Annotated in this window: 13 protein-coding genes; 7 read left to right on the forward strand and 6 right to left on the reverse strand. The window is 67.1% G+C overall.

Going from position 1 to position 14570, the window contains the following annotated elements; all coding sequences use genetic code 11:
* Positions 1-31: 31 nt before the first annotated feature.
* The 4 genes from pstB to pstS form a co-directional block, all read right to left on the reverse strand.
* Positions 32-811: a phosphate ABC transporter ATP-binding protein PstB gene (gene pstB, locus HNO81_RS09630; RefSeq protein WP_175317904.1), complete on the reverse strand. Its 780-nt coding sequence runs from the start codon at positions 809-811 to the stop codon at positions 32-34.
* A 76-nt stretch (positions 812-887) separates the two neighbouring features.
* The gene (pstA, locus tag HNO81_RS09635) at positions 888-2000 is read right to left on the reverse strand and encodes a phosphate ABC transporter permease PstA (protein WP_175317905.1); all 1113 of its coding nucleotides are present in this window, start codon (positions 1998-2000) and stop codon (positions 888-890) included.
* Positions 2001-2933 carry a phosphate ABC transporter permease subunit PstC gene (gene pstC / locus HNO81_RS09640; RefSeq protein WP_175317906.1) on the reverse strand — a complete coding sequence of 311 codons (933 nt, stop codon included), beginning with the start codon at positions 2931-2933 and terminating at the stop codon, positions 2001-2003.
* A 103-nt stretch (positions 2934-3036) separates the two neighbouring features.
* A complete protein-coding gene (gene pstS / locus HNO81_RS09645) occupies positions 3037-4158 on the reverse strand; it encodes a phosphate ABC transporter substrate-binding protein PstS (protein ID WP_175317907.1) in 1122 nt (373 codons plus the stop codon).
* 252 nt (positions 4159-4410) lie between these two features.
* Between pstS and HNO81_RS09650 the strand changes: the two genes are divergently transcribed.
* The 3 genes from HNO81_RS09650 to HNO81_RS09660 all read left to right on the forward strand — a co-directional run bounded on the left by HNO81_RS09650 (position 4411) and on the right by HNO81_RS09660 (position 8750).
* On the forward strand, positions 4411-5538 hold the full coding sequence (locus HNO81_RS09650; protein WP_175317908.1) for an aromatic acid exporter family protein: 1128 nt from the start codon (positions 4411-4413) through the stop codon (positions 5536-5538).
* A 29-nt stretch (positions 5539-5567) separates the two neighbouring features.
* The gene (radA, locus tag HNO81_RS09655) at positions 5568-6941 is read left to right on the forward strand and encodes a DNA repair protein RadA (RefSeq protein ID WP_175317909.1); all 1374 of its coding nucleotides are present in this window, start codon (positions 5568-5570) and stop codon (positions 6939-6941) included.
* 195 nt (positions 6942-7136) lie between these two features.
* Positions 7137-8750, forward strand: a complete 1614-nt coding sequence (locus tag HNO81_RS09660; RefSeq protein WP_371818211.1) for a sensor histidine kinase — start codon at positions 7137-7139, stop codon at positions 8748-8750.
* A 77-nt stretch (positions 8751-8827) separates the two neighbouring features.
* Here the strand turns inward: HNO81_RS09660 and HNO81_RS09665 are convergent, their stop codons facing one another.
* A complete protein-coding gene (locus tag HNO81_RS09665) occupies positions 8828-9067 on the reverse strand; it encodes a hypothetical protein (protein ID WP_175317911.1) in 240 nt (79 codons plus the stop codon).
* Positions 9068-9187: 120 nt separating this feature from the next.
* Here HNO81_RS09665 and HNO81_RS09670 point away from each other — a divergent pair, with 120 nt between their 5' ends.
* The 4 genes from HNO81_RS09670 (at position 9188) to HNO81_RS09685 (ending at position 13323) form a co-directional block, all read left to right on the forward strand.
* Complete coding sequence (locus HNO81_RS09670; protein ID WP_175317912.1) at positions 9188-9676, forward strand: NUDIX domain-containing protein; 489 nt, start codon at positions 9188-9190, stop codon at positions 9674-9676.
* 89 nt (positions 9677-9765) lie between these two features.
* A complete protein-coding gene (locus HNO81_RS09675; RefSeq protein ID WP_175317913.1) occupies positions 9766-10650 on the forward strand; it encodes a LysR substrate-binding domain-containing protein in 885 nt (294 codons plus the stop codon).
* A gap of 121 nt (positions 10651-10771) precedes the next feature.
* The gene (gene kdgD, locus HNO81_RS09680; RefSeq protein ID WP_175317914.1) at positions 10772-11686 is read left to right on the forward strand and encodes a 5-dehydro-4-deoxyglucarate dehydratase; all 915 of its coding nucleotides are present in this window, start codon (positions 10772-10774) and stop codon (positions 11684-11686) included.
* Between the two features lie 38 nt (positions 11687-11724).
* On the forward strand, positions 11725-13323 hold the full coding sequence (locus tag HNO81_RS09685) for an aldehyde dehydrogenase (NADP(+)) (protein WP_175317915.1): 1599 nt from the start codon (positions 11725-11727) through the stop codon (positions 13321-13323).
* Positions 13324-13338: 15 nt separating this feature from the next.
* Here the strand turns inward: HNO81_RS09685 and HNO81_RS09690 are convergent, their stop codons facing one another.
* Positions 13339-14568, reverse strand: coding sequence for a beta-ketoacyl-[acyl-carrier-protein] synthase family protein (locus HNO81_RS09690; protein ID WP_175317916.1), 1230 nt, complete (start codon positions 14566-14568; stop codon positions 13339-13341).
* Between the last annotated feature and the right edge of the window lie 2 nt (positions 14569-14570).

Consider the following 14570-nt stretch of genomic DNA (forward strand, 5'->3'; position numbering starts at 1 on the left):
ACCCGCCAGTAGATCGCCAACGGAGCAGGGTTTACCCGAAGCGTCCGGAGACGTAGTCCTCCGTGGCTTTTTCGACGGGGTTGCTGAAGATGGTGTGCGTGTCGCCGTACTCGATCAGCTTGCCGGGCTTGCCGGTGCCCGAGATGTTGAAGAACGCCGTCTTGTCTGACACCCGGGCGGCCTGCTGCATGTTGTGGGTCACGATCACCACGGTGTACTGGTCCTTGAGCTCGTTGATGAGGTCCTCGATGGCCAGCGTGGAGATGGGGTCCAGCGCGGAGCAGGGCTCATCCATGAGGATCACCTGCGGTTCCACGGCAATGGCGCGGGCGATGCAGAGGCGCTGCTGCTGGCCGCCGGACAGGCCGGAACCGGGCTTCTCCAGGCGGTCCTTGACCTCGTTCCAGAGGTTGGCACCCTTGAGCGAGCGCTCCACCAGGACGTCGGCTTCACCCTTGGAGATCTTCTTGTTGTTCAGCTTCACGCCCGCCAGCACGTTGTCCCTGATGGACATGGTGGGGAACGGGTTGGGCCGCTGGAACACCATGCCGATCTGCGAGCGCACGGTGACCGGGTCCACGCCGGGGCCGTAGAGGTTGTCGCCGTCCAGCAGCACCTCACCCTCAACACGGGCACCGGGAATGACCTCGTGCATGCGGTTCAGGGTGCGGAGGAAGGTGGACTTTCCGCAGCCGGAGGGGCCGATGAACGCGGTGACGGACTTGGCCTCGATGTTGATGCTGACGTCCTCAACGGCGAGGAAATCGCCGTAGTACACGTTCAGGTCCTTGACGTCGATGCGCTTAGACATGGTGTTCCTTCACTTGCTGGGTATGGATTGAAGTCTAGGATCCGCCGGGGTGCGGCGGAAGGTGCGGGAGGCTTGCTCAGCGGCCCGTCTTGGGAGCGAAGATCCTGGCGATCAGGCGCGCCACCAGGTTGAGGACCATCACCAGGATGATCAGCACCAGGGCCGCGCCCCAGGCCCGCTGCGAGGACGGGTCCGGGTTGGAGGGCGAGGTGGGGTTGAGGATCTGGGTGTAGATGAACGTGGGCAGCGAGGCCATCCAGCCGCCGAACACGTTGGAATTGATGCTGGTGGCAAAGCCGGCGGTGACCAGGATGGGCGCCGTCTCACCGATGACCCGGGCAATCGCCAGGGTGACGCCGGACGCGATGCCGGAGATCGCCGTCGGGATAACCACCTTGAGGACGGTCCGCCATTTGCGGACGCCCAGGGCGTAGGCGGCCTCGCGGAGTTCGTTGGGGACAATCTTGAGCATTTCCTCGCTGGAGCGGACCACCACGGGGATCATCAGCACGGAAAGCGCGACGGCGGCCACCGCGCCGGTCTTGGTGCCCGGGCCCACCACCACGAAGAAAAACGCGGCGGCGAACAGGCCGGCCACGATGGAGGGGATGCCGGTCATGACGTCGACGAAGAACGTAATCGCCTTGGCCAGGCGGCCGTCGTTGCCGTACTCCACCAGGTAGATGGCCGTGAGCAGGCCCACGGGAACGGAGATGACGGTGGCCAGCAGGGTGATCTGCACGGTGCCCAGGAGGGCGTGGTAAATGCCGCCCATGACCGGGGCGCCGCTTTCCACTGCCTTGTTGTCGAAGGCGCCGGTGACGCCGTTCATGGAGGTGGTGAGGAAGCCGGGGTCGATGAGCCCGGGGATGCCGTTGACCAGCACGGTCCAGATCACCGACACAAGGGGCAAAAGCGCCACCAGGAACGAGCCGATCACCAGGCAGGTGGCCAGCTTGTCCTTGGCCCTGCGGGCGCCTTCCACCGCGGCGCTCCAGGACACCAGGCCGACGGCGAACAGGATTGCGGAGACCAGCCCCCAGCCGAACGGGTTGAAACCGATCAGGGCAAGGATGGCCGCGCCGACAATCAGGGCGCCACCGAGCACCGCATAGGGCGCGTACTTGGGCAGCTGGCCCTTGGTGAGCGCCGACCGCTTGCTGCGGACGGGGGTGAGCGTGGAGGTCATTTAGTTGGCTCCCGAAAATTCTTTGTGCCGGGTGATGACCCAGCGCGCGATCATGTTCACGGCCAGGGTGATGACGAACAGCACCAGGCCGGCGGCGATCAGGGTGCTGACCTTGAGGCCGCTGGCTTCGGGGAAGTTCAGGGCGATCTCTGCCGCGATGGTCTGGTTGCCGGACTGGATCAGGCTGGCGGTCAGTGCGCCGGAGGAGAGCACCAGGGCAACGGCCATGGTCTCGCCGAGTGCGCGGCCCAGGCCCAGCATGATGGCGCTGATGATGCCGGGGCGGGCGAAGGGCAGCACGGCCATCTTGATCATTTCCCAGCGGGTGGCGCCGAGGGCCAGCGCGGCTTCTTCATGCAGCTTGGGGGTCTGCAGGAAGATCTCGCGGGACAGCGAGGTGATGATGGGCAGGACCATGACCGCAAGGACGATGCCGGCGGTGAGGATGGTCTTGCCGGTGGTGGAGGCCGGGCCCTGGAAGATCGGGAGCCAGCCCATGTTTGCCGCAAGCCAGCCGTACGCCGGCGAAATTTCCTTGGCAAGGAAGGCAGCGCCCCAGGCGCCGTACACCACGGAAGGGATGGCGGCGAGCAGGTCCACCACGTAGCCGAGCCCGGACGCCAGGCGGCGGGGCGCGAAGTGGGAAATGAAGAGCGCCACGCCGATGGCGACGGGGGTGGCGATCACCAGGGCGATCGCGGCGGCGATCAGCGTGCCGATCACAATGGGCCAGATGTAGGCGAAGAAGCCCTGGCCGCCCTGGATTTTGTCAGCGGGTGCGGTCAGCGCAGGGATTGCCTGGACTACCAGGAAGAGTGCGACGCCGAACAGGACGGCGAGGATCAGGCACCCGGCTGCCAGCGTGGCGCCGGAGAAGACTTTGTCCCCGGCGCGCCCGGCGCCCTGGGTACTGGTCAGGGAGGTGGCGGTCATTCGACGGCCCTTCGATTCGTGGCTGGACTAAGGAGGCGGGGTGCAAAGCCAAGTTCCCCGCACTGCCATTCGGCAGGCGGGGAACCCGGTTTTACAGCGTTGGCTAGGACTTGACCTTGATCGAGTCGATGGCCTTGGCGGCCTTGGCGGCCAGGTCCGAGGACAGCGGAGCGGACTTGGCCGACTCCGCGGCTGCCTTCTGGCCCTCGTCGGAGACTACGTAGTGCTCGAAGGCCTTGACCAGGTCAACGGTCTCCTGCTTGTCGTAGGTGGTGCACAGGACGTGGAAGGAGACCAGGACGATCGGGTAGGCGCCGGCGATGGTGGTCTTGCGGTCCAGCTTGATGGAGAGATCGTTGGCGGCGCGGCCGTCAACGGGCTTGCCGGCGTCCACGGCCTTGGCAGCGGCGTCGGCCGAGATCTTGGTGAAGGAGTCGCCCACCTTGATCTGGGCAACGCCCAGCTTGCCGCTGACGGCGGAGTCGTCGGCGTAGGTCACGGCACCGGGGGTGTCGGTGACGGTCTTGACCACGCCGGAGGTGCCCTTGGCGTTTTCGCCCTGCAGGCTGGCGGGCCATACACCGGCGGCCTTGTCCGTCCAGACGTCAGATGCCGCGGCGGCCAGGTAGTCGGTGAAGTTCTGCGTGGTGCCCGAGTCGTCGGAGCGGTTCACGGGGGTGACCTTCAGGTCCGGCAGCGAAACGCCCTCGTTCAGGGCGGCGATGGCGGGATCGTTCCACTTGGCGATCTGGCCACGGAAGATCTTGGCCACGGTGGCGGCGTCCAGCTTCAGGTCGGTGACGCCGGGAACGTTGAAGGCCACGGCGATCGGGGAGATGTAGACCGGGATGTCGATGGCGCCGTCGGGGCCGCAGACGGACTTGGAGGAGGCGTACTCGTCATCCTTGAGGTAGGCGTCCGAGCCGGCGAACTGTGCCGAACCGTCCAGGATTGCCTTGCGGCCTGCGCCGGAGCCGTCCGGGGAGTACTGCACGGTGGCGCCGGAGTTGGCGGAGGCGAAGTTGGTCTTCCAGGCGTCCATGGCGGCGCCCTGGGCGGAGGAACCGATGCCGGTCAGCGTACCGGTCACCTTGGTGCCGCCGGCGGCCTGGGTGCCGGCGGGGGCGGTGCCCGTGGCGTTGTCTGAACCGCAGGCGGAGAGCGCGAGTGCGCCGGCTGCGATAACAGCGATAGCCGCGTGGCGGCCGAAGCGGAGTGCCTTCACTAGATGTACCCCTTCCAGGGTTATTCAGGTGCGGGACAGGGACGGAGAACCCTGCTGCGCGATGCGTACGTTGTGTACCTTCAAGAAAGTTAAGGGCCGCAGGTAACGGGATGGGCTGTGCAAAGTGAACGGAGGATTAACGACGGCGGGATATTGGCTGACAAATGCCGGGTCACCATTGCGCAGGTCACATGCCCGGCCGTAGGGGAACCTGTGCCGGGCACCGGATAAGCACTGAATAGACTTGGACGCATGGCCATCCCAGCAGGACTCTCAGCAACCAGGCGGTTCCTGCGCAGCCGGTTCCGCACCGGGCTGATCCGAAGCCGCAATTCCTTTGTCCCTGCCATCCAGATGACCGTGTGCGCGGTGGGAGCCTATGCTTTCGCCGAATACGTCCTTGGCCACTCCGGGCCCTTGTTCGCCGCCACCTCGTCGCTGATCGCCCTCGGGTTTTCCCGGGAGCCGCGGCTGCGGCGCGTCATGGAGGTGGGGCTTGGCTGCACCATCGGCATCGCCGTCGGGGACCTGCTCCTCCACTGGCTGGGCGGCGATATCTGGGTGGCCGCCGTCGTGCTCCTCTTCTCCATCCTGCTGGCCCGCTTCCTGGACAGCGGCAGTATCTTCACCACCCAGCTGGCGCTGCAGTCGCTGCTGGTGGTGCTGCTGCCGGCGCCCTCCGGCGGCCCTTTCACCCGCAGCATCGATGCCGTGGTGGGAGGCATGTGCGCCCTGCTGGTGACCATCCTGGTGCCGAAGGACCCCCGCCAGGAGCCGCGCAGGGATGTGCAGAAGCTGCTGCATGAGTTGGCGGAAGTATTGCGCGAATGTGCCGGGGCGCTGGCCAACAGCGATTCCACCCAGGCCTGGCACGCGCTGATCCGCGGCCGGAACTGCCAGCCGCTGGTGGATGCCATGCGCCAATCCCTCCGCGCTTCCGGCGAAGTGGCCACATTGGCGCCCGCCTACCGGCGGCACCGCGATGAGCTGGACCGGCTCAAGCAGTCACTGGATTTCATCGACCTCGCCCTGCGCAACAGCCGTGTCTTTGCGCGGCGGCTGACCAGCGCCATCAACCATGCGGCCCTCTCGGACGAGGCTACGGACAGCATCGCGGGCGTTTTGCAGGAGACCGCCGCCGCCATCGATGAGCTGTCGCTGGGCCTCGCCGAGTCGCACGAAGGCGTCCGGCGGGCCCACCTGCGCACGGCCAGGCGGGACCTGAGCGAGATCGCTCTTCGCCTGCATCCCAAGCTGCTGGAGGTCCAGCGGCTGGAAGGTGAAACGGTGGTGATGCTGTTCCGGCCGCTGATGGTGGACCTGCTGGAAGCCACCGGCATGGACGCCGCCGAGGCCCGGGACGTGCTGCCCGCGCTGTAGTGTCAGTGCCCGCCAGTAGGGTTGAAGGCATGGCAACCAAGACTTCCCGGGCGTCCAAGGCACCCGCGTATAAATGCGCCGAATGCGGCTGGACCACCGCCAAGTGGGTGGGCCGCTGCGGCGAGTGCCAGGCGTGGGGCACCGTGGAGGAGACAGGCACGGCGGTGGCACGGACGACGGCGGCCACAACAGTGGTGGAGCCGGCCCGCAGGATTGCCGACGTTGACGCCACCACGGCTGCCTTCCTGCCCACCGGCGTGGACGAGCTGGACCGGGTGCTGGGCGGCGGGCTGGTTCCGGGCGCGGTGATCCTGCTCGCCGGCGAACCCGGCGTCGGCAAATCCACGCTGCTGCTCGATGTCGCCGCCAAGTTCGCCCGTACCGCCCAGGACGTCCTCTACGTCACCGGCGAGGAGTCGGCCGCCCAGGTGAAACTGCGGGCCGAGCGGATCGACGCCGTGGCCGAATCCCTGTACCTCTCGGCTGAGACGGACCTTGGCCAGGCCCTGGGCCAGGTGGAGAAGATCGAGCCGCGGTTGTTGATCGTGGACTCGGTGCAGACCCTCAGCAGCGCCGATGTCGACGGCAGCGCCGGCGGCGTGTCCCAGGTCCGCGAGGTGGCCGCGTCCATCATCGCCGCCGCCAAACGGCGGAACATGACCACCCTGCTGGTGGGCCACGTCACCAAGGACGGTTCCATTGCCGGGCCCCGCCTGCTGGAGCACCTGGTGGACGTGGTGTGCCAGTTCGAGGGCGAGCGGCACTCCCGGCTGCGGCTGCTCCGTGCTGTGAAGAACCGGTACGGGCCCACCGACGACGTAGGCTGCTTCGACCTCAATGAGAACGGCATCGAGGGCCTGGCGGATCCCAGTGGGCTGTTCGTCAGCCGCACCAAGGACCCGGTGTCCGGGACCTGCATCACCGTCACCATGGAGGGCCGCCGCCCGCTGCTGGCGGAAGTGCAGTCGCTGCTCGCCGAAAGCCCCACCGCGCAGCCCCGCAGGGCAACCAGCGGCTTGGACAGTTCGCGGGTATCCATGCTGCTGGCCGTGCTGCAGCAGCGCGCGGGGACCCTGCTGCACAAGGACGACTCCTACGTTGCCACCGTGGGCGGGGTGAAGCTCAGCGAACCGGCCACGGACCTGGCCGTGGCCCTTGCCGTGGCATCCGCCAAGGCCCGCAAGCCATTGCCCGTCCGGCTCATCGCTTTCGGTGAAGTGGGGCTGGCAGGCGAGGTCCGGCCCGTACCGGGCATCAACCAGCGCATCCAGGAGGCCCACCGGCTCGGGTTCACCCACGCCGTGGTCCCCGCCAGCCATACCGGGCCGGGGCCCGTGCCGGCAGGATTCTCGGTCCGTGAAGTGGAACACCTCACTGAGGCACTCAGCCTCCTGATTGGCTAGCCGCACCGCATTCCGGGGGCTGGCCGGGCCGGACACGCGGGCCGTGCACGGGCTTCCGGCAGGTACTGTATGTGCAGAACCTTCACGCAGACGGAGGTCGTAGATTTCTGTGCTGGGGGAAGCTTGGTCATCCAGGAACAGCAGGGTGCCGCAGACGCTGCGGACCGTGCACGCAGGGGGCCCATACAGCCTGTTGTGTCCGACCGTCTCGATGGGTTGTTCGGAGGTCTCAGCGCCCGCAAGCGCATAGTGGCCAGCCAGATGCCCGTCACCTTGACCATTGCGCTGGTGGTCACCGCAGCGGCGGTCTTCAGCCCGGAGACGCTGGCCAGCACATATTTTCTTGCAGCACTGCTGCTCCACGCGGCGATCGCGGCATTGTGCATAGCCGTTCCATGGGCCAGGCTCCCGGCGGGTGCGTTCGCCGTGATTCCGCTCCTGGACTGCCTTGCCATCGCGTTTACCCGCGAAGCCGGCGGCCCGGCCTTCAACGTGTTGAGCATGGTGCTGGTGTTTCCTGTCGTGTGGCTCTCGGCCCAGGTCCGGCCGTATATGCCGGCCCTGGCTATCGCAGGGACCGTCCTCTGCACGGTGGTGCCACCCGTTGTCCAGGGAGCCCCTCTGGCCGGAGGCTCGATGATCCGCGTCCTTATCCTTCCCCTGGTCATGTCCGTTATCGCGGTGACCGCCCACGTTGTGGCCACCACCATCCGCCGGCACCGCGCCAGGCTTGTCGAAAACGAACGCGACCTGGCCCGCACACTGGCTGAAAGCGTCCGGCGCCAGGCGCTGCTGGACGCGGTGCTGAAAGCCGTTGGCGTGGGCGTCTGGGTGGTGGACACCCGGGGCCACACGGTGCTGGCCAACAGGGCGATGCGCACCGACCCCGCCCTCGACGGTGTCATGGACCCGGCCGGCCGGCACGGCCTGATGCTGGCCGACCGGCTGACACCTGTGCCCTCCGGCATGGCCCCCTTGGCCCGCGCTGCAGCCGGGGAAGTCTTTGTGGACGAGTTGTATTGGGCGGGCCCGGCAGACCGCCAACGTGCCTACTCCGTGAGTTCGCACGGCTTTCCACCCGCCGGCGGCCAGGCGGGCGGCGCCGTCATCACTTTCGTGGACGTGACCAGCCTGGTGAGCGCGCTGGCGGCCAAGGACAACTTTGTCGCCACTGTCTCGCATGAGCTGCGGACACCGCTGACGTCCATTCTGGGTTACCTGGAACTGGTCCTGGAAGAACCCGGGCATGAGGACATCCAGGGTGAGCTCCTGGTGGTGCGGCGGAATGCGGAACACCTGCTGGGCCTGGTCAATGACCTGATCGCCGTCGCATCCGAACGGATGGACCTGTCCCTGGAAGAGACGGACCTTGCCCGGCTGCTGGCACTGGAGGTGGATGCCGTCCTGCCCAAGGCGGCCGGCCATGGGCTGCAGCTGGTCCTTGAGGTGGAGCAGCCGCTGCCTGCCAGGGTGGACCCGGAGCGAATCAGCCAGGTGGTCCGCAACCTGCTCTCGAACGCCATCAAGTATTCCCCCAGCGGCGGGTTGATTACTGCCGGCGCCGTCAGGACCGACGCAGGCCTGGTCTGCTCCGTTTCCGACACCGGCGTGGGGATGACGGCGGAAGAGCAGGAGCAGGCGTTCACCAAGTTTTTCCGCTCGGCACGGTCGCGGGAAACAGCCATTCCCGGCGCGGGTTTGGGGCTTCCCGTCAGCAAGACCATCGTGGAAGGCCACGGCGGATCCATCAGCCTGGCCAGCGAGCCCGGCGTTGGCACCACGGCCACTTTTATCCTGCCGGTTGCCTGAGGCTCCCAGTGCCGCCGGGATCCGGGGCGGCAGAGTTGAGGGGCGGCCGAGGTGCGGGGCGGTTGAGATGCGGCCTGTCAGGAAGCGGGGCCGGCCAGCATCCGGGAAACGTCGCTGCGCAGCACCAGGAGCGGGCCGCCTGTGGCGCTGACGTTGCCGTTGGCCACGTAGTAACCGCGTGCAGCCCCGGTTCCTCCTGCCGCACGGTCCAGGGCATCCACCAGATGCCGGGGCAGGTGGCCCTGCGGACCCAGGCTGCGGAGCTCATCCACTTCTTCCGGCGTGAGCCGTCCCAAAACCTCAGCAATGTTGGCCATGAGTGCTCCTTTCGAGCGGAGTGCCATGCAGGGTGCCTGAAGGAATAACCTAGAGCAGCGCCGTGAACTCCACGTTAACGGCGGAAGTCACCTGCAATTTCCTGATGATCCGGAGGCTAAATGCCCATTCGAAGCGCCGGCATCCTGCTGTACCGGGAGGCCACGGGAGCGCGCGCCGGCGCCCCGGCCGGGCCGGAGGTGTGGATCGCGCACATGGGCGGCCCTTTTTGGGCGCGCAAGGATGCGCATGCGTGGTCGATCCCCAAGGGTGAGTATGCCGACGGCGAGGACCCGTTCGCCGCCGCGCTGCGGGAGTTTGAAGAAGAGATGGGAACTGCCGCCCCGGACGCTGACTACCGGCTGCTGGGCGAATTCCGGCAGTCATCGGGAAAGCTGATCACGGCCTACGCGGCGCAGGCCGTATTCGCTCCGGGGGTGATCAGCAGCAACACTTTTCCCCTGGAATGGCCCAAAGGGTCCGGGCGGATCCAGCACTTTCCTGAAGTCGACCAAGCCCGGTGGTTCCCTGAGCAGGAGGCCCGGCTCAAACTCGTGAAAGGCCAGCTGCCCATCCTCGATGCCCTGCTCAAGGACCTTGAGGCAGCATAGGGACGGTCACCGGGGCCTGGCCCGCCACCGCGGGACGTAGGATTCCTGCCGAGGCCACAAACCTCCTTTGTTGATACCGGGAAGGCATCATGTTTACTTTCGACCAGTTGGCCGGCTTCATCGCGGTAGCGGAGGAGCTGCATTTCGGCAGGGCGGCGGAACGCCTGAACATGACGCAGCCTCCCTTGAGCCGCCAGATCCAGAAGCTGGAGAAGATCGTCGGGGCCGAGTTGCTGGAACGGGACAACCGGAAGGTGGAACTCACTTCCGCCGGCAGGACGTTCCTGGACGAGGCGCGCCGGCTCATGGCCCTCGCCGAGCGCGCCCCGGCCACGGCCCGCCGGATCGCATCCGGGAGGTCGGGAGTCCTGCGCATCGGGTTCACGGCAGCAAGCGGCTTCAGCATCCTGGGACCGGTGCTTGACGAACTGTCACGCATCATCCCGGACGTCGACATTGAGCTCCAGGAACTGGTTACGGGCGAGCAACTGGCAGGCCTCCTGACCGGGGAGCTGGACCTTGGCCTCGCCCGGCCACCCTTCGACCTATCCACGTTCGACTCGCGCCTTCTCCACCGTGAATCGATGATGCTCGCAGTTCCCGACGGACACCCGCTCACGCTGCTGGGCCGGCCGGTCGCCGCAGACGATCTCCGCGACGAGCCGCTGATCATGCACTCCCCCACCCAGGCCCGGTACTTCTACGACCTCGTGGTCCGCATGTTCCCCGTCCGGCACGCCAACGTGGTGCACACCGTCAGCCAAATCCTGACCATGGTGTCGCTGGTGGCGGCGAACCGCGGACTGGCGTTCATTCCAGAGTCGGCCACCATCCTGGGTATCCACGGTGTGCGATTCCTTCCCCTGGAGGGCGGCAGCCACCAGCCGGTGGAACTGCACGCCCTGTGGAACCGCAGGATCACCAACCCTGCGCTCTCCCGCCTCCTCCGTGAGCTGGACTTCGCCACGAAGTGAGCCATGCCGCCAAGGTATCAAAGTATCCATAAATACTCTTGGACAGGCATCACTATCGGTTCCTAGGCTGGGTGGAAAGCACCCATCCCGCCGCCCGCGGCACATAATCCGGAGGAACCCCGTGGCAAAGTACACACCCCAGGAACTGGCGCACACGCTTAAAGAAGGACTCCTGTCCTTTCCGGTCACTTCCTTCGATGCAAACCTGCAGTTCGATGAGGAGAACTACCGCAAACACCTCGCGTGGCAGGCAAGCTTTCCGGTAGCCGGCCTCTTCGCAGCAGGCGGCACCGGCGAAGGCTTCTCCCTCACCCCCGCAGAATCCGAACGGGTGGTGCGCGCCGCCGTCGACGAAGTGGGAGCCCGGGTTCCCGTACTGGCCTCCGCCGGCGGATCCACCGCCCAGGCCATCGAAAACGCCAAGGCCGCCGAAGCCGCCGGCGCCGAGGGCATCCTGCTTCTGCCGCCATACCTGACCGAAGCGGACCAGGCCGGGCTGGCGGAGCACGTCAGCGCAGTCTGCCGCGCAACGTCACTGGGCGTCATCATCTACAACCGCGCCAACGCCATCTACAAGGACACCACCGTGGCAGCCCTGGCGGAGCGGCACCAGAACCTGATCGGCTTCAAGGACGGCGTGGGCGACCTCGAACACGACGCCCGGGTCTACGCCAAGCTCGGAGACCGGCTCTTCTACCTGGGCGGCCTTCCCACCGCCGAAACGTTCGCCCTGCCGTTGCTGCAACTGGGCATGAGCACCTACTCCAGCGCGATGTACAACTTCGTCCCGCAGTTTGCGCTGGACTTCTACCAGGACGTCCGCAACAACGACCGTGCAGCCGTCAACCGGAAACTCAACGACTTCGTCATCCCGTACCTGGACATCCGTGACCGCGTGAAAGGCTACTCGGTGTCCATCGTCAAGGGCGGCCTGGATGCCATCGGCCGCTCGGCCGGACCCGTACGCACGCCGCTGCAGAACCTGGCCCCGCAGGACCTCTCCGACCTTAAGGCCCTGATTGCCACCATTTCCTGACCGTCAGCCAACCACCAATCCCACCACTGGAGGAATCCTTGAACCTCACCGGACATTCACTCATCGCCGGCCAGACGGTTGACGGCAAAGGCAAGACCGCCAACGGTTTCAACCCGGCCACCGGCCAGCCCCTGGAGCCGGCCTATTCACTGCTCACCAACGCACAGCTTCAGGCCGCCACATCCGCAGCCAAGGAGGCATTCCCGTCCTTCAGCAACCTGGACCCTGAAACACACGCCACGTTCCTTGAAGCCATTGCGGAGAACATCGACGCCATCGGCGGGGAACTGATCACCCGCGCCGTGCAGGAAACCGGATTGCCCGCGGCCCGGCTTCAGGGTGAGCGTGCCCGCACCACCGGCCAGTTGCGGCTGTTCGCCGGCGTGGTCCGGCAAGGCGATTTCCGCGGCGTCCGGATCGACCCCGCACAGCCTGGCCGTACCCCGCTCCCCCGGGCCGACATCCGCCAGCGCCAGATCCCACTGGGTCCCGTGGCAGTGTTCGGCGCCAGCAACTTCCCGCTGGCCTTTTCGACGGCGGGCGGAGACACGGCCTCGGCCCTCGCCGCTGGCTGCCCGGTGGTCTTCAAAGCCCACAACGCCCATCCCGGCACCAGCGAACTCGTTGGCCACGCGGTCACCCAGGCCGTCGCGGACGCGGGCCTGCACCCCGGTGTCTTCTCGCTGGTTTACGGTCCCGGCGCCGACATTGGCCAGGCACTGGTTGCCGACCCCGCCATTAAGGCCGTAGGTTTCACCGGCTCCCGGAACGCCGGCACCGCCCTGATGCGTACTGCCGCCGCCCGTCCGGAACCCATCCCCGTCTACGCTGAAATGTCCTCCGTTAACCCTGTCTTCGTCTTCGAAGGGGCGTTGAGGGGCGACGTCGACGCCCTGGCACAGCAGTACGTCACCTCCGTGACGGGCAGTTCGGGCCAGCTCTGCACCTCGCCGGGCCTGCTGTTCGCGCCCGCAGGTGAGGCCGGGGACAAACTCGCTGCCGCCGTCGGACGCGCCGTCTCCGCCAGCGCCGGGCAGACAATGCTCACCGAGGGCATCGCCGCGTCCTGGAACACCGGAACGGAAGCGCTCGGTTCGGCTGCCGGCGTCGAACTGATCGGCCAGGGCACGCCGGGCCCGACGGAAAACGCCCCCGCCCCGGCCATCTTCGGCACCGGAGTGGAGCAGTTCACCACCAACGACGTCCTGCACCAGGAGATCTTCGGCGCCGCGTCCCTGGTGATCCGCTACGCCGGCATCGAGGACCTGCTGCAGGCGGCTTCCCGGATCGAGGGCCAGCTCACCGCCACCCTGCAGCTCACGGAAACTGACTATCCGGAGGCGGCACGGCTGCTGCCTGTCCTCGAACAGAAGGTGGGGCGCATTCTGGTCAACGGGTGGCCCACGGGGGTGGAAGTAGGTCACGCCATGGTCCACGGCGGCCCCTTCCCCGCCACGTCTGACAGCCGCACCACGTCCGTGGGCACCCTGGCCATCAACCGCTTCCTGCGTCCGGTGGCCTACCAGGACCTGCCCCAGGAACTGCTCCCGGAGCCGTTGCAGGACGCCAATCCCTGGCATTTGAACCGGCGGATCGACGGCACGGTTGTTCCGGCCGCGGAGGCGCCCAGCGCGTAACCGCGGGGCCCGGAACTAGGCGCCCGTAAGCACCAGGGCCACGCTGTGGCCGCCGAAGCCGAAGGCATTCACCAGTCCTGCAGGGGCATACCCGGACGGAAGCTGGTGGGTGCTTTCGGTGACGACGTTCAGGTCCACCTCCGGGTCCAGCGCCTCCACGTTCAGCGTCCCCGGCAGCTGTCCGGTGCGCAGGGCTTCAAGGACAACCACGGCGGCCAGCGCACCGGCACCGCCCAGCAGGTGTCCAGTGTGGCCCTTGGTCGAGGTGACAGGGACGTCTGCCCCGAAGACGGCGTTGATGGCCTGGCCTTCCAGCCGGTCGCCCACGGGAGTGGAGGTGGCGTGGGCGTGCACGAAGCCGATGTCTGCCGGCTGCATGTTCGCTGAATCCAGCGCCTTCTGCATGACGCGGCGCTGCATCGCAGGATCTGCCGCCACGATGTCGTTCGCATCGGACGTCACCGCTCCCCCGGCCACGGCACCAAGCGTTGCGGCGCCGCGGGCACGTGCGTGCTCCTCGCTCTCCAGCACCACCACCGCGGCGCCCTCTGCGAGCACAAACCCGTCCCGGCCGCCGTCGAACGGGCGTGCGGCCCGCTGCGGGTCATCCGAACGGGTGGACAATGCACGGATCTGGGCAAAACCGCTGATCACCAGGTCGTTGACGGAGGCATCCACGCCGCCGGCAATTACGACGTCGGCAGCACCGGAGCGGATCAGCTCGGCTGCCTGGACAATCGCCTCGGCCCCCGAGGCGCAGGCGCTGACCGGAGTCCGGGCGCCACCGCGTGCGCCGAGGTCGATGGATACCCAGGCGGCGGGACCGTTGACCATGAGCCTGGTGAGGGTGTGCGGGGAAACCTTGCGCGGCCCGGATTCGTTCAGCGTGCGGTCCTGCTCGATGGTGGAGCCAAGGCCGCCGTAGGCCGAACCGATCACCACGGCGAAGCGCTCCGGATCAACCTCGGGGCTTCCCGCCTGCGCCCATGCCTCCCGGGCCGCCACCAGCGCCAGTTGGCCGCAGCGGTCCATCCGCTTCATTTCGCGGGTGCTGAGGTGCTCCGAAAGATCCGCGGTGACCTGCCCGGCGATCCTGACCGGCAGTTGCTCCGCCCAATCCTGGTGCAGCGCGGTGATGCCTGAGCGGCCCCCGAGCAGGGCCTCCCAGGTCTCCTTGACCGTGGTGCCGAGCGGGTTGATGGTACCGGTGCCGGTCACCACGGCGCGGAGTGCAGGAGTGTTCACGG

Origin of the sequence: Pseudarthrobacter sp. C4D7, assembly GCF_013359725.1 — a bacterium.
Taxonomy (GTDB): domain Bacteria; phylum Actinomycetota; class Actinomycetes; order Actinomycetales; family Micrococcaceae; genus Arthrobacter.